This is a genomic window from Bullifex porci (assembly GCF_009695635.1).
Classification (GTDB): Bacteria; Spirochaetota; Spirochaetia; order Sphaerochaetales; family Sphaerochaetaceae; genus Bullifex; species Bullifex porci.
The window spans coordinates 47,564-69,424 of the sequence record NZ_VUNN01000012.1 but is presented as its reverse complement, the minus strand read 5'-3'; the positions used below and the strand labels follow the sequence as shown (position 1 = coordinate 69,424).

Genomic DNA, 21,861 nt, shown 5'->3' with positions numbered 1-21,861 from the left:
TGCTTGATAATGAAAGTCCTGATTCAAATAGGCTTACACTTGTAACTCCAAAGTCTGAAAATGATGTACGATTACAAGCTACTCTTGGTAATCAGAACCCCATGGGCTTGCCCGTGGGAGCAGTCAGTGAAGACAAAATTAATGACTTTGATAAAAAAATGCTTAGAGAGTGTATTAGAGTTGCACACCAATCAATGGAGAATGGAAATCATTCATTTGGCTCTGTATTAGCAGATAAGGGTGGAAATATTTTACTTGAGATGCAAAATGCTTTTACTGAGTGTGGCTCTGCATACCATGCTGAGACCTTACTATGTCTAAAGGCTGCAAAATTATATTCTCCTGAGCTAATTAAAGCTATTTGTGCTGACCATATTGGGTTTTGGAAATGAGTGATATACAAAGCCAATTACCAACTATTTTACACCACAATACTATCGCAAAATTAGAATATGATAAGCTTTTAATTGGCGATAGAAGAGTATACCCATTTGAAAAGAAATACGTTGTTGCAAATAATGTCTTTGAAGCAGCTTCTGCTATAAAGAATATGGTAACACAGGGTGGAGGTCCATTAGAGGTAGCTCTGCTTTCACTCATTATGATCGCAAGACAAAATGGTAAGGATGAAAAAGCCTTTAGAGAGGGTGTAAAAGCTCTTTCTCTTGCAAGACCTACCAACACAACAATGGCAAGAGAGCTTAATAATTTACTTTCAGATATTCTGAAGGCCTTTGATGACGATGACTTTATTTTCAAGGTAGTAAAAATAGTAAACTGTAAGCTTTCATACTATGACTATCTATATGATAAGATGTCTGATTATGGAAAGACCTTAATTGATAATAACGATGGTATATTAACTACCTGCTTTCCTGAGCACTCTTTTTTCTTATCTATTTACAAAGCAAGAGAGGAAGGAAAAAGCTTTTGTGTTTATGCTCCTGAGACAAGACCATACCTTCAGGGTGCAAGATTAACAGCAGCATCTCTTGCTGAAATGGGCTTTGAGCACTATCTAATTACAGATAATATGGTTGGTACCTTTATGGGCTTAGGAAAGATTAATAAATATATGACTGCAGTTGATTTAGCTTTAAAGGATTATACTGTAGTTAATAAAATAGGAACCTTGCAAAATGCTATTTGTGCAAATTACTATAATATTCCATATTATCCATTTTCTATTTCCTTTGATGAAACAAAGGATAATATTCGAGATGTAGAAATAGAGTATAGAGATAGTAAAGAGGTTAAGCTATTTAAAGGTGTTAAAACAACAAGTGATGAGGTTAGAGCGATTTATCCTTGTTTTGATATCATACCATCTAAGCTTGTTACAGGAATTGTTACACCAGATGGAGTTAGAAGATGAATGCAATTATATTAGGAACGGGAGCTGATGAGCTTGGCTTTAATGGTTATGAAAAAAAGCTTGGAAGTAATCACTATGGTGAATATGAGTACTATCAAAAGGATGGTATTGTAATTATTCCACGTCATAAAATGGGGCATAGTGTAGCACCACATCTTATAAATTACCGAGCAAACATCCATGCATTAAAGGATTTAGAGGTTAAGAATGTTGTCTCTATATATGCTGTTGGTTCTATAAGTAATAAGCTATTACCTAGTGAGTTTGGAATAATATCTGACCATGTTGACTTTACTCATTCTAGAATAAATACATTATTTGATGGAACCTTTTATCCATTGGACCATGTAAATGCTGAAAATCAATTTTCTGAAAAGCTAAAGAGCTGTGCATTAGCTTTAAATAAAGAAATTAAAAGAGATTTAATTTATGTAACAACTCAAGGTCCACGCCTCGAAACTAAGGCAGAGATAAGGATGTTTAATTCCTTAGGCTTTGATTGTGTTGGTATGACGCTCTCTACTGAAGCTGATTTAATAAATGAATTAGAAATTAATAATTTAGCAATTGCTTACTCAATTAATATGGCTGCAGGGTTAGCAAGGAGTGGTCTTGAATTTATAGGAAAGGAAAAGGAGCTTAGCGTTGCTAAAAAGGTATTTGAGCTAGCTCTTGAGGTATTAAACAATGTTTAATGATTTTTTAGCTTGGTGCCAAGAAAATAGTGCTTTTATAGAGTCTATCGATGATGTTTGTACAAGGTTAAACAGAAATGCAACTGTTTTATGCATTGGAAAGTATTCTACACTTGGAGCCTTAATGCTTAAGGATAGTGTAGGGTGTAAGGTCGATATTTATTTAGAGGATGATGAGCTAGACCAAAATATTTTTAAAAGTAGTGGTATTAATGTTATTTCCTCTCTTCAAGGAGAATATACATTTATATTTGCTCCACTAATTATCAATATTATTGAAAAGAAGGATGTAGTACCTCTTTTATTTGATATTGAAGAGATGATGAAAAAGAAAAGTGAGCTTATATTAATTTTCTTAGCATCTAAAACAATTGATACTAGAGCATTAACAATGATGAAGTCATTTTATAATGAAAATGAGGAGCTAGCTTTAAAGCTATACACACATAGTGATGTAATAAATACATTATCAACACTTGGGTTTAAATTTAGCAAAATCGATAAGCTAGAGGTTTCTTCACCTTACGATATGATTTGTGTAGATTGTTTGAAGAATGAATAGCTAGCCTTGAATAAAGCAAAAATAGTGTTAGATTTAATATTAATAGGAGTTCAGTGAGATGAAAAAAAGTATTTTAATTTCATACATTATTTCAGCTATTTTAATTGTTCTTAGCTTTGTTTTAATTGGCTTTAGTATCTATGCTGCTTATACAACACAAACATATAGAATTGGAAATATGCTATATACATCTACTACCTTAATTCAAAATAGAAGTAGTGTATTATTAAGAACCTTTGGAAATATGAGCTTTATTCTTGGCTTAGTTGGTATAGTAGCTTCAACAATAGCACTAGTTACTTCAAATAAAAATCAAAAGGTTGAGGAGAAGAAAGAGTACTATGGTGAATATGTAAAGTGCGATGAGTGTGATGGTCCTAAGGAGTGTTGACAAGCTCTTGTTAAAACAAGTATTCTTAACAACGCGCAAAATTAATCCTTAAGGAGTACAAAATGTCAAAAGCACATAGAGGAACAGGTATTAGAGAGCTTCCTAATCAGGGAAAGGCTACATGCCCAGTTTGCAAGAGAGAAAGTGTTAAGTGCCTTTACGAAGTAGAAGTTGAAGGTGCAAAGATGAACGTTTGCAAGCAGTGCAATGCTAAGCTCAAGAAATAATATCTTTCTAAAAAAGATGCATAGCCGGGAGATTACTCCCGGTTTTTTCATTTTCGATGTAAAATAGCTTTATGAATATTTATTTTGTTGGTATTAAGGGTACAGGAATGAGCCACCTAGCTAGATTCTTAAAAAAGGGTGGCCATAATATATCTGGCTGTGATGTAATTGAGGATTTTTTCACAGCACCCTTATTAACAGGTATTAAGATCTATTTTTTTTCTGACCACCTTCCTTTAGATATCGATGTAGTTATTTATTCAAGTGCGTATGAGCATAAAAATGTCACTGCTTTATTAGACGCAAATGAGAGAGGAATTAAGAGCTATTCATACCCAGAGTTTTTAGCTCTCCTTTCTAAAAGCTCACACACCTATGGTGTCTCTGGTACACATGGAAAAACAACTACAACTGCATATGCAACTCATATATTAAATAGTATAAATTTTAATGGGGGCTCTATATATGGTTCCTTCCTGCTTAATAGTGATATCTATAACAATAGTGGAAAAAATCTTTTAATTGAGGCCTGTGAATATAAGGATCACTTTAATTTATATTCATTAGATGGCTTAGTAATTACAAATATTGAATATGACCATCCTGATTACTTTTCATCACTTGAGGATGTTAAGAGAGCTTTTCACAAAAGAGTTTTAGCTATTAATCAAAATGGCTTTGTTATTTGTCATAAAAGTATCTACAGCTTAGTTTCCTCTTGGCTTTTAGAGAGATGTGACATTAAGCTTATTTCTTACAGTGATAGTACCTTTAAGATTAATGGTGAAGGTGAGTATGAGGTTAGTGGTATTAATAGTGAGATGAGTATTAATATTAAAGCAGATGTAGTTGCTGCACTATTAATTTCTTCATTAATGCTTTTAAAGGAAAATAATTTAGAGATAAATTGCTCTAATATTTTGGAAATAGTTAATTCACTAAAAAAATATGTATTAACACTTCCTACAGTTGCATCTAGGTCAGAGGTTGTTGCAGAAAAAAATAATATAAAGCTTATTTGTGATTACGCGCACCACCCAACTGAGATTAAAACCTGTATAGACAATATTAGAAAGAAATATCCATCATCAAGAGTAGTCGTTGTATTTATGCCGCATACTGCATCTCGAACTAAGGCCTTAATGAATGATTTTGCTTCCTCATTAGCTCTTGCTGATTGTATCTTTGTTCAGGATGTATATTCATCTGCTAGAGATGATAGGAGTAAAGAAAACTTATCAAGGGTTTTAGTAAAAAATATTGAAAAAAAAGTATTTAGGTCACTATATGGAAAAGCCTCTCAAGTTGTATACTTAGAGGATAATGATATGGCAAGCCAGATCATTGCAGCAGCCTTGCTTAGTGGTGATATATGTATTACCATGGGTGCTGGAGATAATAGAAAATTAATCAAAAGGATTGTTGATTTCTTATGAAAAGTATGACTGGATATGGTTATAGCTTTTATTCCTCAGATGAATACTTTCTTGAGGTTGAGATAAAGAGCTATAATAATAGATATCTTGATATCTACCATAATATTAACTCAAATCTCACTGCCTTTGAGGCTGAGGTAGATGAGTTTATAAAGAAATATGCTACAAGAGGTAAGGTCGATATCTCAATTAAACTAAAGACACTTAAAAATGATGGTGACTTAGTTCTTGATGAGGCTTTACTTGAAAAGTATAACGATGCTTTTAATAGTATTAGTAAGCATACAGGTAAGGAAATTTCTTTATCCTCAAGTGATTATCTAGCTATTGAAGGCTTAATGACCTTAGTTCAAAAGAGAGATCCTGAGTATTATAGAGAATCACTTTTTGAGACTTTAAATAAAGCCTTAAGCCAATTTGAAGAAGCAAAGCTTAGAGAGGGTAATGCTACTAAAGCTGATTTATTTAAATTAGGAAAGCAAATAGAGGAGTCAAATAATAAGATACAATCCCTCTTTGAAGGCTTTGAGGATTACTATTCCAAGCTACTATTATCAAAATATGATGAGCTCAAAATAAGTGATAAATTAGATGAAAATCAATTTAGACAGGAGGTTGGCTCGATATTAGTAAAATACTCTATCAATGAGGAGCAAATTAGATTAAGAACTCATTTAAAGGAGTATTTTAGATTGCTTGATAGTAATGAAGCTGTTGGTAAGCGCTTAGATTTCTTAATGCAGGAGATGAATAGAGAAACTAATACTACTGCAAGTAAGAGCCAGATTGCTGAAATTAATATAGAAACAGTAAAAATGAAGGATGCTATAGAAAATATTAGGGAACAAATAAGGAACATAGAATGAGAATTGCAATTAGTTCAAAGAGTGGGTGTGGAAATACAACTGTAACAACATTATTAGCTGAAAGATTAGGCTATAAGATGATAAATTTTACCTTCCGTCAATTAGCTGCAGAGAGAGGAGTTGATTTCTGGGATTTCTGTAGAATGGCTGAAAATGATGATAATATCGACCGTGAATTAGATAGAAGACAGGTTGAGATGGCTATGGCTGAGAGTAATTGTGTACTTGGCTCTAGACTTGCAATTTGGATGCTAGATAAGGCGGATTTAAAGGTATATTTAAGAGCCTCAAGCTTAACTCGTGCAAAGAGAGTTTTAAATCGAGAGGGTGGTGACCTAGAGCTAAGGATTAATCAAACAGAGGGTCGTGATGCAAAGGATAGCGCTAGATACATGAGAATTTATGGAATTGATAATAGCGATACCTCTGTTGCTGATTTAGTTATTGATACAGATGATAAGACACCTCAGGAGATTGTTGATATCATTGTAAAGAAATTAGATACTTTACGCTGATACGTTTTTTTTGATATATTTACGTGAATATAAGGAGATTGTACGTGAGCATTCCACTAGATAAACTTATTGATAAAGAAGGTAACATCTACGAGATGACCTGTGTTGCTATCAAAGAAGCAAATATTATTTCCTCAACTAATGTTAAGGATGAGATTGAGGAGAGCGGTGAAAAAATCGTTTCACATGTTCTTACTCAGGTCCTAAACGATGAAATCAAATATTCCATCGAAGAAAAATAAAATAATATTCCTTTTTGGTCCAACTGCCAGTGGTAAGACACAATTGGTTGAGGACTACTTTTCAAATGGTTATCAAATAATAAATGCCGACTCCGTTCAGGTTTATAGATACCTTGATATCGGGTCGGCTAAGCCGTCTTTAGAGCTTTTAAAAAAAATAAAACACTATAACGTTGATATTTTAAATCCCTGGGAGCAATTTACCGTTGGAGAATTTATTAAAAATAGTGATATTGCAGTTCAAGAGATATATAGCTGTGGTGATATCCCATTAGTAACAGGTGGTACTGCATTCTATTTTAAGCACTTTCTCTATGGGCTTTCTGAGGCTCCTACTGCAGATGAAAAAATTAGAGCTAAAGTAAATGATATGCTTAATACTCTTGGTCTTGAGAAGCTTTATGAGCTTTTAAATACATATGATCCTATCAGTGGTGCGAGAATTAATATCAATGACTCATATAGAATTACGAGAGCCTTAGAGGTTTATTATCAGACTGGGAAGCCTCTTTCTTCATTTGCTCTTCCTACAAGCCCAAGAAATAATATGGACCCATTAATTATCGGTCTTGATAGAGACCGTGATGAGCTCTATGAAAGAATAGATAAAAGAGTTGATATCATGTTTGAGGATGGGCTATTAGAAGAGATTAAAAAGCTTAAAGGTATGGGTGGCACCTTAGCTTGGCCTGCGTTAGGAGCAATTGGTTATAGAGAGTTTTTTGATGCAAGCTTAACAGGGGAAGCCTCAATAAAAATAATTAAGGATAAAATAAAAACTGCCTCAAGGCGCTATGCTAAGAGACAGCTTACATTCTTTAGATCCTTTAAAAATGTTAATTGGATTCATCCAGATGATAGAGAAAGCTTAGAGAGCTTATTAAATAGTTACTTATCTAAGTAAGGTGTTTTAATAATCTCAATTAGACTTATCTCTGGGTCAGTAACATTTACAATATTCCACCAGCCACGCTTGTTATATGCTAATTCAAATTCCTGAGTGAAATCATAAACATATGTAAAGGCTTCTGATTGAGCTGCATTATTTAGTGTGCTCTCATCTGCATTGTAATCATATGGAGAGTAATATTTTAGCTTAGCTTGGTACTTGTTTTCACCAATTTCTGTAACAACTACATCACTATTTCCATAAACAAACATAGTAGAATTAAACGATGGCTTACCCTCATTAACCCATTCATCTGCACGAACAACAGGTGAGAATTGTTCATATGCCATTCTAGTTTGCTTATTAACAAATAGATTTAGTACCTCTGATTCCTGTGGAGCCTTACACCCCTTTAGAGCGGCTGTCATGTCAGAGACATTTAACTCGTTTTGAGCTTCATAGAATGCATAAATAATCTCTGTAGGTTCCATATCCTTTGTATATGGAGGCTCTAATAGGTTAGAAATATATGAGAATAGGAAGGCACCAACAATAATTACTGTTGCAGTAATTGCAATAATTACAGAGCCCTTCTTTCTCCAAAAGTTATTCCTCTTTGCACCCTGCTCAGTTTTTTGCATAAACTTCTGTACTGAGCCATTATTTTTTAACTCCTCTTTTACTTTTTTGTATTCATCCTTAGACTTATTTTCTACATCCCAGCTAAGAGAAGCTGTTTTTTCAACAAACCATTCAAGATTTTCCTCAGGCTTTTTATTCCCATTTATCTTTCTCATATCCTTGCTAGATGCATGGAGACAGAAATCAATAAAGCCAATAGTTTTATCATCGAGCTTTGGGAAAAGGTAGCTTTTATATTCAGAGAGAGGAAACTCTGTATAATTATACTCTCTAATTGCTTTTTCCTGATAAGGAGCATCTGAAGTTAAAGCATAGTATAAAAACTGTGCAAACTGTCTAATTAATGTAAAGGAAGACTCTGTTCCTCCCTTAGCAAAGCACCCTAGTGATAAAAATCTATCCTCATCTGTGTAATATAGTGAAAATAAATCTCCTAAATCCTGAGGTAAAATTAACCAAGAATTATCATCTAATATGTAAAATCGATAAACTGGTAATAAGCCGAGCTGAGGAGCAACAAAATCCTTAGGAAGCTTTGTTAAAGCCTCTGCTAATTCTCTTAACAGAACTAATGCATTAGATCTATTTTCATATGCAATTGAAGAAAAAGGCTTAAGGCTTGTTTTCTCAAAGTAAAAGTATCTTATTCCATCGATTGTTGTAAAAGCATCCCAGGTCCAAGGTGATAGCTTACCATCCCTATATATGTATCCATTTTGCTTTTCACCCTGCATCATATGTCTTGGAATTGCAAAATCATCCTTTCCTAAAGCTATACAGCTATATTCAATACCATCTATTACAGTATTTTTTATTAATGGCTCATTAATCATTAAATGCTCCTGCTAAGTGAATAATATTTCCCTTTATTTCTTCAATATTATTTGTAAAATTACTTCCATCTTGAATACCAAATACTATAAAGCTTGAATAAAGATTTCTAAAAGCTTCTAATATCTTAATTCCACACCCAGAGATAATTCCTTTCTTCTCGTCATCAACAAGAGGCTTTTGCTCATTTAAGCTCTGAATTAAGGTTTTAGCCATTTCTTTAGCTTTCTCATTATTTGTTTCTTCAGAGAAATTAGCTGAAATAATAAATGATGTGTCTCCATCATCTAAGCTTCTAATTAAGCTTTTTAATTTCTTAATTTCATCACTAAACTCTAATGCAGTAAAGATTGGTAGTAATATAGAGCTACTATCAAGCTTAGAAATAAATAGGGTAGCAAGCTCTAAAGTATATTCTTCCTCTAAAATAGAGTCATCAGCTGTGAGGTTATTTACACTTTCACAATTTACTCCATTTATTTGACAGCTTGATATTGTAAATAGAGAGGATTCTGAATCAGGATACTTTCCATTATGCATAGGTGCTATAAATACATATCGTTTAGCTCTCTTTATTGCTGAAAAAGCAATATTATAAGCTTGATTGATGTTTTCAAGACCTGCATGAGGGATAATTATTACTTTAGAATTACCACTATTTTCAAATGAGATAAGCTTATTAAGCTCTACTTCACTTGCTGGATAAAAAATATCATCAAAAAAAGTCTTCAAAGTAATTCACCTCCTTCTGAAAGTAATTCCTTGACTCTCTTTTCGTCTAGAGTAATATCTAAGTTTTTTTCCATAGTTGGAATTACTAAGCCCTGCTTACCATTCTTTACTCTTCTTAAATATTTTACATGAGTGTAATATAGTGATGCTTTTTTATTACTCTTAGCCTTTGAGTAGTGGACTGCTAAGTTTCCTGCATCAAGTAAAACCTCAAGAGGAACACTCTTATCCTTTTTAGCTTTAATAAAGACATATCCTCCTGCAAAGTCTCTAGTATGAAGCCAAAGATCATTACCTCTCATATGATGGCGAAGTAGTTCATCATTTTCCTTACTATTTCTTCCAACTATTAGCTCAAAGCCATGAGATTCTACTCTAAGACCAGGTCCCTTTAATTCATTACTACTACCTTTACTTTGCTTACCTAATTCCTTTTCAAATAATATCTTACTATTTTGAGCTAATAAGTTTTCATAATGAAGCCTTCTTCTTTCGATTTCATTCTTTAGCCTCTTTACCTCATTAATAGCATTTTGATAAATTCTTTCAGCTCTTTTATACCTTTGGTAGTAAGCATTAATATTTTCACTAACAGATAAAGAAGCATCTAGAGGAATAGTAACTTCATTATTGTTAAAGTCTTTAATTATAGCCTTATCTTGACCTCGTTTAATAAGATATGAGTTTGCAGATAGAATATCAGCAGAGGTCTTAATATCCTCATAGCCTTTAAATTCCTCTACCTTCTTTTCTTCACTATGAAGATTACTGCTTAAGTGTGCTATTTCTTCATCTCTTTTATCACAAAGCTGCTTTCTTAGAAGAGCTATAGTATCATCTAATTTTTCCTTAGAGATATTTTTATCTATCTCTTCATTGAAGGTAGGTGTTTCATACTCTCTGATTGGAAATGCATTTAGATCAATAGCCTTTTCCTTACATGGTGTAAATAGCTGTCCCTTTTCCTCACCTCGCTTAGGCCTTCTCATAAGAGTTTCTAGAATTACTAAGCTCTCATCTGTAATTATTATATTTGAAGAAGGGCCAGAGAATAGGCGAATAAACATCCTTTTTACTTCGCCACTATGCATAAGAGTAAAAGCAACCTCTCTTTCACCCTTAACAACACTAACATCTATAATCTTTGAGCCAACAATATTTGCTCTAAGATATTGAGTAAAGCGCTGCATCTTATTACTTTTTTTTCTAATTTTATCTGTCTTACATATTCTCTGATAAACAGTTCCAATCTCTACATAAAATAGCCAGGACTTTTCCTTTTTAGAGAATAAGCACATTGTAAAGGAGTGGAAATCATGCTCTACGATGTCCTGTATGAAGGTATCAGAAAAGTCAAGTTCACTGAGTAATAATGCTATTTCATTAGCATTTAACGCCATATTTATCCTCCAATATATTAATCATCGGACCTGCTAAATAAAATGATCCTGTAATAAGGATAGGTGCTTTTCTATCAATTGCATAGCTTAGAGCTTCCTCATTATCCTTAATTAATTTTATATCTTTATTTGGATTAATTTCCTTTGCTATTTTAAATATTTCTTCAATATCACTCTTTTTAAAGGTTCCTGGCTGTGAAATTATGAGGTGTGAAAAGCTATCAAGTAAAATCTTTAGCATATGAGTAATGTCTTTCCCTTCAACTGCACCAAATATTACTGTTGAAGCATTAAAAATAGTTTTAAAGGTAACCACTGTATCTAATATACTCTTTTGAGTGTGAGCAACATCAATTACAACATCAACATTATTTACTTTAAGTCGAGTAAATCTTCCTTTTATTGTTGCTTTTTCAATTCTCTTTATTCCTTCATCACTCAAAAAGCCAAGCTTATCTGCAACAAGTATTGCAAGAGCTACATTTTCACCTTGCTTTTCTGTAAAAACAGAAAGCTGTAAATCATATTTTTTATCATTAAGTGTAAAGGAAACTCTTTCTCCCTTTTCACTAATTTTTGATGAAAAGTCTATTATATTATCATCAAAGGTATATAGTGCAGAGTTTTGGTTACTACATTCACTTTGTATTACAGAAAGAGCCTCCTTATCCTGCTTTGATGAAAAAACGATTTGTGACTCTTTTATTATTTTACTCTTTTCAATTGCAATTTTTTCTACACTATCACCAAGGACCGATGTGTGCTCAAGCTCGATTGGTGTTATAACTGATGCAATACTATTAAGCGTATTAGTTGCATCGAGTCTTCCTCCTAAGCCAGTTTCTATAACACAGTAATCACAGCCATATTCCTTAAATAGTAGATAAGAATATGCTGTATACATCTCAAAGGTTGTTGGCTTTTCTTGACCAAGAGAGGAGTCATTTTTATAGCCCTCTACTAGAGTCTGAAGCTTATTTGCAACTAAAATATAAAAGTCATCACTAAAGTATGAGCCAGCTAGAGTGAATCTCTCTCTGAAATCAGAAACATGTGGTGATAAATATAATCCAGCTTTATAGCCCTTAGCTTCTAATAGTGTAGAAATAAAGGTTGCTGTTGAGCCCTTTCCTTTACTTCCTGCAAGGTGTATTGATTTAAAGCTTTCTTGGGGATTTCCTATCCAATTTAAGAGGCCCACCATCCTCTCTAAACGACTTTTTCTAATCAAGCCAGGAGGATTACTTTTATCTATATATGAAAAACTATCGAGAAATTCCTCAACATCTATAAAGGTTTTTAATGCCATAAAATCGATGATACTTCTTTTTATTAATAGAATAAAGTAAAGGGTATTAAATAGTTTTATTGACACATATATGAAATGTGTAATAATATCAAAAATAAGAACAAATTACAGGGAGATTGATTATGTCTTTTAAAATTCCTAATCCTGATGCATATAAGTTTTTAGATGAATATAGAGGGAAAGATTTTTCAGGAAAATGGCCTACCGTTGTTGAGATGTTTGAAATTTCTTGTAAGAGATATCCTAATAATGATTGCTTTATTGCTTTCAATCCTAAGGAATTAAGGTTTACTTATTCTCAAGCAAGAAAAAAGATATTAGAGGTTAAAAACTTTTTATTAAGTGATGGCGTTAAGCCAGGTGATAAAATCGCAGTATCTGGTAAAAATAGTCCAGAGTGGGCAATTGCTTATCTTGCAGTTTTATATGCAGGTGCTATTGTAGTTCCTCTTGATGCAACCTATAACGACCATGATATGGAGACCTTGATGGCCTTTGGTGGTGTTTCAAGAATTTTCTGTGATGGCGATAGAGTTGGTACAATCGATACATCAAAGAGAGTAGGGCTTGTTGCAAAGTATTCTCTTGAGGAGAAGCATCCTGAGGGTTATAGCTATATTCTTGATCTCAATGGAGATGAGAATGAAGCTGTATTACCAAAGAGTGAGGACTTAGCAGCAATTCTATTTACATCTGGTACAACAGGTACTCCTAAGGGTGTTATGCTTACACACAATAACTTAGTAAGTGACTGTTATATTGCTCAGCTTTATATGAAGCTCTATCCAACAGATGTATTCTATGCAATTCTTCCTATCCACCATGCATATACAATGCTTGCAGTATTTATTGAATCAATTTCAGTTGGTGCTGCTTGTGTATTTGGTAAGAAGCTAGTTGTAACCCAGCTATTAAAGGAGCTTAAAAAGGGTAAGGTAACAATGTTCCTTGGAGTTCCTCTACTATTTAATAAGCTCATGACAGCTTTAATGAATGGTGTTAAGAAGAAGGGTATTGTTCTATATGGTCTTATTAGAGGCTTAATGGGTATTTCTGGCATCCTTAAGAAGGTTTTCCACATCCAGGTTGGAAAGAAGTGGTTTAACTTCCTTTTAAAGAAGGTTTCACTTGAGAATATCAGAATTTGTATTTGTGGAGGTGGTCCGCTTCCTGCTTCTACCTTCAAGATGTACAATGAGCTTGGTATTAACTTTGTACAGGGCTATGGTTTAACAGAGACAAGCCCAATTACTCACCTTAACCCAGTTGAAGCTTACAAAGAGATTTCAGTTGGACGTCATTTAGAGGGTGTAGAGGTTAAGATTGAAAATAAGGACCAGGATGGAAATGGTGTTATTTACCTTCGCGGACCAATGGTAATGAAGGGTTATTATAACGCTCCTGAGGAAACTCGTGAGGTACTATCTGAGGATGGATGGCTCAATACAGGTGATGTTGGATATGAGGATAGCGATGGATATCTCGTATTAACAGGTAGAGCTAAGAATATTATTGTTACTGAGGGTGGTAAGAATGTATTCCCAGAGGAAATTGAAGACCACTTCCAGCTATATTTTGATGTTGAACAAATTTGTATCGCTGGATATATTAAGAACAAGGCTGAAAAGAGTGAAGGTATTGCAGCAATTGTTTATCCATCAGCAGATTGCAAGAAGGAGCATCCTGAAGATTTACAGCAGCATATTGAATCAATTGTAAGTGAAGTAAATAAGACTTTACAAAGCCACAAGAAGATTACTAAGGTAATTATTGCTGATGAGCCTCTTGAGATGACATCAACAAAGAAGATTAAGCGCTTTGTTGTTGCAAAGCAATATAAAGATAAGTTAGATAATTAATATATAAAAACTGTTGCTTTAGGCCTAACTCTTTGTGAGCTAGGCCTTTTCTTTTTATTATTAAATCGAGTAATATTATATATATGGAATATACAAGTAAGCAAAGAGCATATTTAAGAAGTGAAGCTCAAGAGCTTCCTGCAATAGTAATGGTTGGAAAGGAAGGTCTAACAGATAGTGTTGTCACAGCATTAAAGGAAGCTATAGACCATCATGAGCTAGTAAAGGTAAAGTTTCAAGCCTTTAAAGAAGATGTAAGGGAAATATCATTTAGCTTAGCAGAAAAGGCTGATTGTGATTTAATTTCCACAACTGGATTTACAGCTGTTTTCTTTAAGCAAAAAGAGAAGAAAGAGGAAAGGAAGTATAATATTTAATTTTCTCTAAGACTAAAAAAGAGCTCCCAGGAATTAAATCTTGGGAGCTTTACTTTTATTAGTTACCCTGCTCTATAGCAAGTGTTCTTGTTGTGATATCGCAAACCTCTGCTGGACCGTAGTACTGAATTGCACCAGGGAATGTGAAGCAGGTATTCTCTGCCCATTCTTTTCTGTGAGCTTCGAAATACTTAAATGGCTTACCATCTAATTCAACAAGTGCCTTTCTAATAACTGGCTTGAATTCACCATGTCTTCTTTCAAGGTTCATCATCTTTGTTATTGGAATACCACCTGCTTCCCAATTGCTTGGACCTGCTGAAAGGTTAGTAACTGTAGACATATATCCAGTTAAACCATTACTGATTAATAAGAATGCATTGTAACCAAGTGAATAGCAGTAGTCTGCATCAAAGTTAGATGGGAATGCACATCTTCCTTCATAACCAAAGAAGTGATTTAAAGCACTGAACTTAGCCTTAGAGCCTCTATCCTTAAGCTCCTTAGCAACCATTGTGATTAAGAGCTTCTCTGTTTCAATTCTAGAAACCTGAACATTTCCATGTGGGTCTCTATCCATTAATAGCTGGTGCTGGATATCAACAGGAAGATTCTTAAATACTGCAGCTGAATTTGAAGTAAGATTACTAATTACAAAGTTGAATTGGTCTTCCCAAGTACCAAGTACTGCATAATCCTTTTCATGTACAGCTAAGAGCTCGTTGATCTCTGCAATTAATACTTTAACCTCTGGAATGAATTCAATTAATCCCTCTGGAACAATTGCTACACCATAGTTAAGTCCCTTAGCGCTTCTAGCCTCAACTACATCTGCGATGTATTTAACGATATCCATCATTGACTGGTTCTTAGCTTCAACCTCTTCACCAACTAAACAGATGTTTGGCTGACACTCTAAAGCACATTCAAGAGCAATGTGTGATGCACTTCTACCCATAACCTTGATAAAGTGCCAATACTTCTTAGCTGAGTTTGCATCTCTTTCAATGTTACCAATTAATTCTGAATATGTCTTACAAGCTGTATCAAAACCGAAAGAAACCTCAATAACATCATTCTTAAGGTCACCATCGATTGTCTTAGGACATCCAATAACCTGAACACCAGAATTAGTTGCTGCCATATACTCAGCAAGTACAGCTGCATTAGTATTTGAATCATCACCACCAATGATTACGATTGCATTTAAGCTATGCTTCTTAGCAACTTCTGCAACAACCTTAAACTGCTCTACAGTTTCGAGCTTTGTTCTACCTGAACCGATGATATCAAATCCTCCAGTATTTCTGTATTCATTGATAAATTCATCTGTAAATTCAATATAATCATCATCTAATAATCCTGATGGACCACCCTTAAAGCCTAAAAGAACGTTATTAGGATTAGATTTCTTTAATGCGTCATATAATCCTGTAATAACATTATGTCCACCTGGAGCCTGTCCACCAGAAAGGATAACTCCAACAACCTGTCCATCCTTCTTAGCCTTTGATGAACCCTTCTTGAAAGAAATAGTCTTCATACCATAAGTATTAGGAAACATTTCTTTGATCTTATCTTGATCAGCAACAGACTGTGTTGCATTTCCATAACATACTTCAATGTTATTAATATCATTTTGAAGAATCAACGGAAGCTTTGGCTGATATTCATATCTAGCCTTCTGTAATGGTGAGTAATTCATTATTCCTCCAAAGTAATCTATTTATAATGTTAATATATAAAATAATTAAAAATTTATCTATTGTATAAGGTTGGACAATGCATACATTTTTCACATATTAATGCTATTATCTAACTATGGAATTAATTATTTACCTCGATGCTGATTCTCTTCCTTTAAAACATAGAGAAATTATTCTTAAACGTTGTATTAAAGAAAATATAATTACTTTCTTTGTCGCAGATAGAGAGCTTAAAGATGTTAAGGAGGCTATTAAGCAGCATACTATTATGCTAAGATCTCCTTATAGAGCTACATTAGATAATCAAGAGATAAGAAAAATTAAAAGCTCAATTGAAATGATAGTAGTTGAGGGCGGTGTAAATGCTGCTGATGATAGGATTGTTAGTTTAGCTAATAAAAACAATTTATGTATTACACATGATATTCCTCTAGCAGCTAGGCTCATAGAGAAGGGTGTTGTTGTAATTGATGACAGAGGTAATAGATTAGATAAAAGTAATATAAATGAGCGATTATCAATTAGAGATACTCAGATGACTCTTAGAGAAATGGGTATTTTTAATGATAAGCAAAAGCAATTTGATCTAAAAACCTATAATGCATTTGCAAATGCCTTTGATAAAGCAATAAGTGAGATAAAAAGATTATAAAATAACCATATATATATAAAATTGTATATTTAATTAAAAATAATAAAAATATATAAAATTATACAGATGTATATAAATTTAAAATAAATACCAAAATCGGTATGATAAATTAATTTTAACAAAACCTATAAACTTTTGTTCTATTCTTTATATGAGAAAAGTTTTTGTAGTAAATGATTTTCTATTAAAGAGTAAGGTTGAAGCACTAGGGTATAGATGTGAGGTTATTAGCAGTAATATTGAAGAGCTAGATAAAGCAATTATTGTTAAAATAAGAGACCATAGTGATTTCAGCTACTATGAAAATTTAAAAGTTAATTTTGCCCATAAAGTTAAGCTGCTATTTATAGTATTCTCACCTCAGGTTGACTGTGTCGCTGAAAGACCTAAAGGCTACTATGTGAGAGTTGCTAAAAAACCAGATTTGACTTTAAAGGAAAATAGATTTCTTAGTGCTTTAATGAAAAATGATATGACAAAGGGTGTATGTATTGATTTAAATATTACTAGAGCAACCTACTCATCATATTGCAAAAAGCTTTGCTTAAAGGTTGGTGTAAAGAATGCAACTGAGCTAAGAAGATGGGCATTTATATCTATAAAATAATAGCTACCTGCTATTAACAGGCAGCTTAAAGAATTTTAGAAATCTGCACTCTTCACATATCTTGGATATGGGATTACGTCTCTGATGTTTTGTACACCAGTTACATATTGAACTGCTCTTTCAAAGCCTAAGCCAAAGCCAGAGTGTGGAACAGATCCATACTTTCTTAAATCAAGATACCACCAATAATCCTCTGGGTTTAAACCAAGCTCGTTAATTCTTGAAAGAAGAATATTGAGATCACTCTCTCTTTCTGAACCACCAATAATCTCACCAATTCTTGGAACAAGAACATCCATACCTCTTACAGTCTTTCCATCCTCATTTAGCTTCATGTAGAAAGCTTTGATTTCCTTAGGATAGTCAGTAACAATTACAGGTGACTTACATACCTTTTCAGTTAAGAACTTTTCATGCTCAGTCTGGATATCAGAACCCCAATGTACAGGGAAATCAAAATGATCATTTTCCTTCTCTAATACCTTAATAGCATCTGTGTATGTCATGTGAGCAAATGGTGTTTCGATAACATGTCTAAGAGTTTCGATGTTACCCTTTAATACAAAGTTATCAAAGAACTCCATATCCTCTGGGTTCTTTTCAAGACACTTTGAGAAGATATATTTAAGGAATGACTCAGCAATTTCCATATCACCATCGAGTGAGCAGAAAGCCATCTCAGGCTCAACCATCCAGAACTCAGCTAGGTGCTTTGTTGTGTTACTATTTTCAGCTCTAAAGGTTGGTCCAAAGGTGTAGATGTTCTTCATTGCCATAGCATAAGTCTCACCCTCAAGCTGACCTGAAACTGTTAAGGAAGCCTTCTTACCAAAGAAGTCCTTAGAGTAATCAACACTGCCTTCCTTTGTTAGAGGAACCTTATCAAGATCAAGTGTTGTTACTTGGAAAGTCTCTCCAGCACCTTCTGCATCAGAGCATGTAATTAAAGGTGTGTTTACATAGATAAAACCATTTTCCTGGAAGAAGGAATGTACTGCATAAGCAAGAGTATTTCTAACTCTAGTAACTGCTCCAAGTAGATTTGTTCTTGGTCTTAGATGTGCGATCTCTCTTAAGAATTCAATGGTGTGTCTTTTCTTTTGAAGAGGGTAGTCAACTGGGCATTCACCTACAAGAGTAAGGCTTGACAGCTGCATTTCTACCTTTTGGTTTCCACCTAAGGAAGCTACAATTTTACCTTCACAAATAACAGAACTACCTGTAGTGATTTTATCTAGCACCTCATTATTATTGAAAGAATCCTTATCAACTACAACCTGTAAACCCTTAAGTGAAGATCCATCATTAATCTCCAAAAAACATACATTTTTACTGTCTCGTTTTGTTCGTACCCATCCTTCCGCCTTGATAATCTCATCACTTGGCTCTCTAAGAAGGATAGCTTTGATTCTTTCCTGCATTTTGATGCGCTCCTATTAAAAAATATTGACAAAATTCTATTCTTTTCACTATTTATGGTCAATAATAAGCCACTAGTTATTAATAACCATACTTCTTTTTTACTAATAGTGGTTTTTAGTTTGTTGACTTGAGCCTCTAAAACAGTAAAATATAACAAAAAGGTATTTATGTTACAGATAATAGGAACTCCAAAATGTCGCGAAACTCAAAAAGCGATTAGATGGTGTAAAGAAAGAAGAATTGATTTTCAGTTTATAAATTTAAGTGAAAAAAAGCTCTCAGAAAAAGAATATGAGAGTATTTTTCGCTCTTCAGAACCTGAAGAATATATAGATAGTGAAGGTGCATATTATAAGAAAAATGGATATGCTTGGAGAGATTTTAATCCTCAAGAGGAGGTCGTTGACCATCCTGAGCTTTTAAAAACTCCTATCTTAAGATATAAGATGAAAACTCATAGCGGCTTTGATGATTCATTTATCTTGGAGGGACAGAGTTGAGATATAGTGTCCTTACAAGTGGAAGCTGTGGAAATAGCTATGCCTTTTATGATGGAAAGACAACAATACTAATTGATGTAGGGTTAACTCTTACAGGTCTTAAGCGTAGACTTGTAGATGCTGATATTCCATATACCTCAATTAAGGCATTATTTTTAACACATCTTCACCCTGATCATGTTAAGGGAGCTGGAGTATTTAATAGAGACAGTGGCATCAATGTACATCTAACTAAAAGTATGAGAGATGGTGGAACATCTATATTATGTAAGCTAGGGTTAAAGGATAATAATCTAAGCACCTTTGATTACGGTGAAAAAATAGTAATTGATAATTTTGTAATAACGAGCTTTAGTACCTCTCATGATTCTCAAGGAAGCTGTGGCTATAAGATAGAAAATGGAAAGGATTCCTTTTTCTTAATGACAGATACAGGTATTATTCCTGAAGCTGCAGAGGCTTTAGCCAAGGATAGTAATATACTATTTATAGAAAGTAATTATGATGATGAAATGTTGGAGCATGGAAAGTATCCCTATGTATTAAAAAGAAGAGTTAGGGGTAATAGAGGTCATTTATCTAATGAACAGGCTCATGATTTTATTATTAATTCAAAGCTAAGTAATAAAACAATATATCTAATACATGTTAGTGAAAACAATAATTCTATAGAAAAACTAAATGAAATGGTTTCGACCCTTCCAGTTGATAATCGTTATATCATTTGTGAACGTGGTAAGAGCTATTGGGAGTAATTTATGGCAAATTCTAAGAAAAAAGCAGCTAAATTAAAGGCTAAAGAATATTCAAAAAAGAATTGTATGAGTGTTAAGCGTAACGATGGGCTTACAATGTACAATTTGAAAAAATATACCTTTAGAGATTTTATTGATGCATGTACAGCAAGATATGCATCAAGACTATGCTATACCATTGTTGGTGGAGAGGATGAGGTAAGCTTTACATATCGCTATTTAGCATTTAAGGTACACTCAATAAGTCAGTATTTATTAAATATTGGTATTAAAAAGGGTGATAAAATAGCTATCTATGGTGAAGGTAGCCCAATGTGGATGATGATGTATTTTGGTATTACATCTATTGGTGCTATCGCAGTTCCTATATTACCAGCATTTACTCCAAAGGAGACAGTATTTGCTCTAAATAATTGTGGAGCAAAGCTTATTTGCGGTGGAAAAAAGCAGATCCTAGGAATAAAGGATTTTATAATTAGTAATAAGATAGAAGTAATTAGACTTGAGGATATTTTCTATTTACCACCACAGAGTGTAGAGCTAATGGAGGATAAAAACTATTTTGATCTTCCAGGTGTTGATGTAACTAGAGTTAAATTTAATATTAAGGAGCTTAGTAGCTTACCATTAGAGGAAGATGATATTGCTTCAATTATCTACACCTCTGGAACTACTGGAACCTCTAAGGGTGTTGTTTTAACTCATAAGAACTTACTTAGAAATGCAGATTTATCAACTACTCAGTACATTAAATTAAAGCCAGGTATGAGAGCATTATCTATCCTACCAGTTAGCCATGTATATGAGTTTACAGCAGGACAGTTATTAACAATGATGAGAGGCTTAGAGATCCACTTCCTAGGAAAGCCACCTGTAGTTTCGATACTTCTTCCTGCATTAAAGAATGTTAAACCACATGTAATTCTTTCTGTTCCATTACTAATGGAAAAGGTTTATAAATCTGCTGTTGCACCAATGATTAAAAATGGTGGAAAGTTTGAGAAGATTTATAATAATCCTTTAACAAAGAACTTTGTTTGTAGAGTAGTAAAGAAGAAGCTTGTTCAAACCTTTGGTGGTAAGCTAAAGTTCTTTGGAATTGGTGGTGCTCCTCTTGATAAAGAGGTTGAGGAGTTCTTATATAGAGGAAGCTTCCCATATGCACTAGGCTATGGCTTAACAGAAACTAGCCCACTACTTGCTGCATGTGGTCCAAAGAAGAAGGATCATAGACTTGGCTATGTTGGATATATAGTTCCAGATATTGATATGAAGCTTATTAACACTAATTCTGAAGGGGTAGGTGAGATAGCTGTTAAGGGCCCAAATGTAATGCCTGGTTACTATAATAACCCTGAGTTAAATAAGGAAGCCTTTACAGAGGATGGATATTTTAAAACTGGAGACCTTGGATATATTAACAATAAAAAACAGCTAGCTATTAAGGGTAGATGTAAGACTATGATTCTAGGACCTGCCGGTGAAAATATTTATCCTGAGTCAATTGAGAGTGTAATTAATAACCAACAGTTTGTTGAGGAATCCTTAGTAGTAAGTGATAATGGCTCTCTTCTCGCTTTAATAAAAATAGATATTGAGCTAATGGCAAAGAGCCTTGCTATAACTATTGATGAAGCTAAGGTTGAGGCTAAGAAATATATTAATTCTTTAAAGATTAATGTAAATAAGGAGCTTTCAAGTCAAAATAGAATTGATAGCGTAGAGCTTCAAGAGGAGAATTTTGAGAGGACTGCTACTCAGAAAATAAAGCGATTCTTATATCCAAAGAAAAAGTAATAATAGTAAATGTCGGGGCTAGTCTAAAAGATTAGCTCCATTTTTTTTAACATTTATTTAATATTTGTAACACA

The 21,861-nt window shown here is 33.6% G+C and carries 23 protein-coding genes and 1 pseudogene; 18 read left to right on the top strand and 6 right to left on the bottom strand.

What is annotated here, in order from left to right:
- The 11 genes and pseudogenes from FYJ80_RS07135 to miaA all read left to right on the top strand — a co-directional run.
- Positions 1 to 392, top strand: a pseudogene (locus tag FYJ80_RS07135) (hypothetical protein); the annotation flags it as partial.
- Positions 389 to 1,375 carry a translation initiation factor eIF-2B alpha/beta/delta subunit family protein gene (locus FYJ80_RS07130; protein WP_154425515.1) on the top strand — a complete coding sequence of 329 codons (987 nt, stop codon included), beginning with the start codon at positions 389 to 391 and terminating at the stop codon, positions 1,373 to 1,375. The pseudogene FYJ80_RS07135 and the gene FYJ80_RS07130, both read left to right, overlap by 4 nt.
- Positions 1,372 to 2,070: an MTAP family purine nucleoside phosphorylase gene (locus FYJ80_RS07125; RefSeq protein ID WP_154425514.1), complete on the top strand. Its 699-nt coding sequence runs from the start codon at positions 1,372 to 1,374 to the stop codon at positions 2,068 to 2,070. Before FYJ80_RS07130 ends, FYJ80_RS07125 begins: the two co-directional genes overlap by 4 nt.
- A complete protein-coding gene (locus FYJ80_RS07120; protein ID WP_154425513.1) occupies positions 2,063 to 2,632 on the top strand; it encodes a hypothetical protein in 570 nt (189 codons plus the stop codon). Before FYJ80_RS07125 ends, FYJ80_RS07120 begins: the two co-directional genes overlap by 8 nt.
- A 58-nt stretch (positions 2,633 to 2,690) precedes the next feature.
- Entirely contained in the window at positions 2,691 to 3,023 is a 333-nt protein-coding gene (locus tag FYJ80_RS07115) for a hypothetical protein (RefSeq protein ID WP_154425512.1), read from the top strand.
- 62 nt (positions 3,024 to 3,085) lie between these two features.
- On the top strand, positions 3,086 to 3,250 hold the full coding sequence (locus FYJ80_RS11755) for a hypothetical protein (RefSeq protein WP_206361015.1): 165 nt from the start codon (positions 3,086 to 3,088) through the stop codon (positions 3,248 to 3,250).
- A gap of 71 nt (positions 3,251 to 3,321) precedes the next feature.
- Positions 3,322 to 4,686 carry a UDP-N-acetylmuramate--L-alanine ligase gene (locus tag FYJ80_RS07110; protein WP_154425511.1) on the top strand — a complete coding sequence of 455 codons (1,365 nt, stop codon included), beginning with the start codon at positions 3,322 to 3,324 and terminating at the stop codon, positions 4,684 to 4,686.
- A complete protein-coding gene (locus tag FYJ80_RS07105; protein WP_154425510.1) occupies positions 4,683 to 5,552 on the top strand; it encodes a YicC/YloC family endoribonuclease in 870 nt (289 codons plus the stop codon). The genes FYJ80_RS07110 and FYJ80_RS07105 overlap by 4 nt, the downstream gene beginning before the upstream one ends.
- On the top strand, positions 5,549 to 6,067 hold the full coding sequence (gene cmk / locus FYJ80_RS07100) for a (d)CMP kinase (RefSeq protein ID WP_154425509.1): 519 nt from the start codon (positions 5,549 to 5,551) through the stop codon (positions 6,065 to 6,067). Before FYJ80_RS07105 ends, cmk begins: the two co-directional genes overlap by 4 nt.
- A gap of 44 nt (positions 6,068 to 6,111) precedes the next feature.
- Positions 6,112 to 6,309 (top strand): hypothetical protein, encoded by a 198-nt coding sequence (locus tag FYJ80_RS07095; RefSeq protein WP_154425508.1) that lies wholly within the window; start codon positions 6,112 to 6,114, stop codon positions 6,307 to 6,309.
- Positions 6,278 to 7,213 carry a tRNA (adenosine(37)-N6)-dimethylallyltransferase MiaA gene (gene miaA, locus FYJ80_RS07090; RefSeq protein WP_154425507.1) on the top strand — a complete coding sequence of 312 codons (936 nt, stop codon included), beginning with the start codon at positions 6,278 to 6,280 and terminating at the stop codon, positions 7,211 to 7,213. The genes FYJ80_RS07095 and miaA overlap by 32 nt, the downstream gene beginning before the upstream one ends.
- Here miaA and FYJ80_RS07085 read toward each other — a convergent pair.
- The 4 genes from FYJ80_RS07085 to FYJ80_RS07070 are packed head-to-tail and all read right to left on the bottom strand — an operon-like array spanning position 7,198 to position 12,112.
- Complete coding sequence (locus tag FYJ80_RS07085; protein WP_154425506.1) at positions 7,198 to 8,673, bottom strand: hypothetical protein; 1,476 nt, start codon at positions 8,671 to 8,673, stop codon at positions 7,198 to 7,200. The two genes, miaA and FYJ80_RS07085, sit on opposite strands and share 16 nt — an antisense overlap.
- Complete coding sequence (amrB, locus tag FYJ80_RS07080; protein WP_154425505.1) at positions 8,666 to 9,403, bottom strand: AmmeMemoRadiSam system protein B; 738 nt, start codon at positions 9,401 to 9,403, stop codon at positions 8,666 to 8,668. The genes FYJ80_RS07085 and amrB overlap by 8 nt, the downstream gene beginning before the upstream one ends.
- Positions 9,400 to 10,803, bottom strand: coding sequence for an NFACT RNA binding domain-containing protein (locus tag FYJ80_RS07075; protein WP_154425504.1), 1,404 nt, complete (start codon positions 10,801 to 10,803; stop codon positions 9,400 to 9,402). The genes amrB and FYJ80_RS07075 overlap by 4 nt, the downstream gene beginning before the upstream one ends.
- Positions 10,787 to 12,112, bottom strand: coding sequence for a bifunctional folylpolyglutamate synthase/dihydrofolate synthase (locus FYJ80_RS07070; RefSeq protein ID WP_154425503.1), 1,326 nt, complete (start codon positions 12,110 to 12,112; stop codon positions 10,787 to 10,789). The genes FYJ80_RS07075 and FYJ80_RS07070 overlap by 17 nt, the downstream gene beginning before the upstream one ends.
- Positions 12,113 to 12,234: 122 nt before the next feature.
- On the opposite strand from FYJ80_RS07070, the gene FYJ80_RS07065 reads away from it, so the two are divergent.
- Positions 12,235 to 13,971: an AMP-dependent synthetase/ligase gene (locus tag FYJ80_RS07065; protein ID WP_154425502.1), complete on the top strand. Its 1,737-nt coding sequence runs from the start codon at positions 12,235 to 12,237 to the stop codon at positions 13,969 to 13,971.
- A gap of 83 nt (positions 13,972 to 14,054) precedes the next feature.
- Entirely contained in the window at positions 14,055 to 14,348 is a 294-nt protein-coding gene (locus FYJ80_RS07060; protein WP_154425501.1) for a YhbY family RNA-binding protein, read from the top strand.
- A 58-nt stretch (positions 14,349 to 14,406) separates the two neighbouring features.
- Here FYJ80_RS07060 and FYJ80_RS07055 read toward each other — a convergent pair whose 3' ends face one another.
- Positions 14,407 to 16,053 carry a diphosphate--fructose-6-phosphate 1-phosphotransferase gene (locus FYJ80_RS07055; protein ID WP_154425500.1) on the bottom strand — a complete coding sequence of 549 codons (1,647 nt, stop codon included), beginning with the start codon at positions 16,051 to 16,053 and terminating at the stop codon, positions 14,407 to 14,409.
- Between the two features lie 116 nt (positions 16,054 to 16,169).
- Between FYJ80_RS07055 and FYJ80_RS07050 the strand changes: the two genes are divergently transcribed.
- Both FYJ80_RS07050 and FYJ80_RS07045 read left to right on the top strand, forming a co-directional pair.
- On the top strand, positions 16,170 to 16,706 hold the full coding sequence (locus tag FYJ80_RS07050; protein WP_154425499.1) for a DUF188 domain-containing protein: 537 nt from the start codon (positions 16,170 to 16,172) through the stop codon (positions 16,704 to 16,706).
- A gap of 151 nt (positions 16,707 to 16,857) precedes the next feature.
- Positions 16,858 to 17,313, top strand: coding sequence for a helix-turn-helix transcriptional regulator (locus tag FYJ80_RS07045; protein WP_154425498.1), 456 nt, complete (start codon positions 16,858 to 16,860; stop codon positions 17,311 to 17,313).
- A 35-nt stretch (positions 17,314 to 17,348) separates the two neighbouring features.
- Here the strand turns inward: FYJ80_RS07045 and asnS are convergent, their stop codons facing one another.
- Entirely contained in the window at positions 17,349 to 18,734 is a 1,386-nt protein-coding gene (asnS, locus tag FYJ80_RS07040) for an asparagine--tRNA ligase (RefSeq protein WP_154425497.1), read from the bottom strand.
- Between the two features lie 168 nt (positions 18,735 to 18,902).
- Between asnS and FYJ80_RS07035 the strand changes: the two genes are divergently transcribed.
- From FYJ80_RS07035 to FYJ80_RS07025, 3 genes are read left to right on the top strand one after another with little or no spacing between them, the layout of a single operon-like run.
- Entirely contained in the window at positions 18,903 to 19,235 is a 333-nt protein-coding gene (locus tag FYJ80_RS07035; protein ID WP_154425496.1) for an arsenate reductase family protein, read from the top strand.
- Complete coding sequence (locus FYJ80_RS07030) at positions 19,232 to 19,990, top strand: MBL fold metallo-hydrolase (RefSeq protein WP_154425495.1); 759 nt, start codon at positions 19,232 to 19,234, stop codon at positions 19,988 to 19,990. The genes FYJ80_RS07035 and FYJ80_RS07030 overlap by 4 nt, the downstream gene beginning before the upstream one ends.
- A gap of 3 nt (positions 19,991 to 19,993) precedes the next feature.
- Positions 19,994 to 21,787 carry an AMP-binding protein gene (locus tag FYJ80_RS07025; RefSeq protein WP_154425494.1) on the top strand — a complete coding sequence of 598 codons (1,794 nt, stop codon included), beginning with the start codon at positions 19,994 to 19,996 and terminating at the stop codon, positions 21,785 to 21,787.
- Positions 21,788 to 21,861 lie beyond the last annotated feature (74 nt).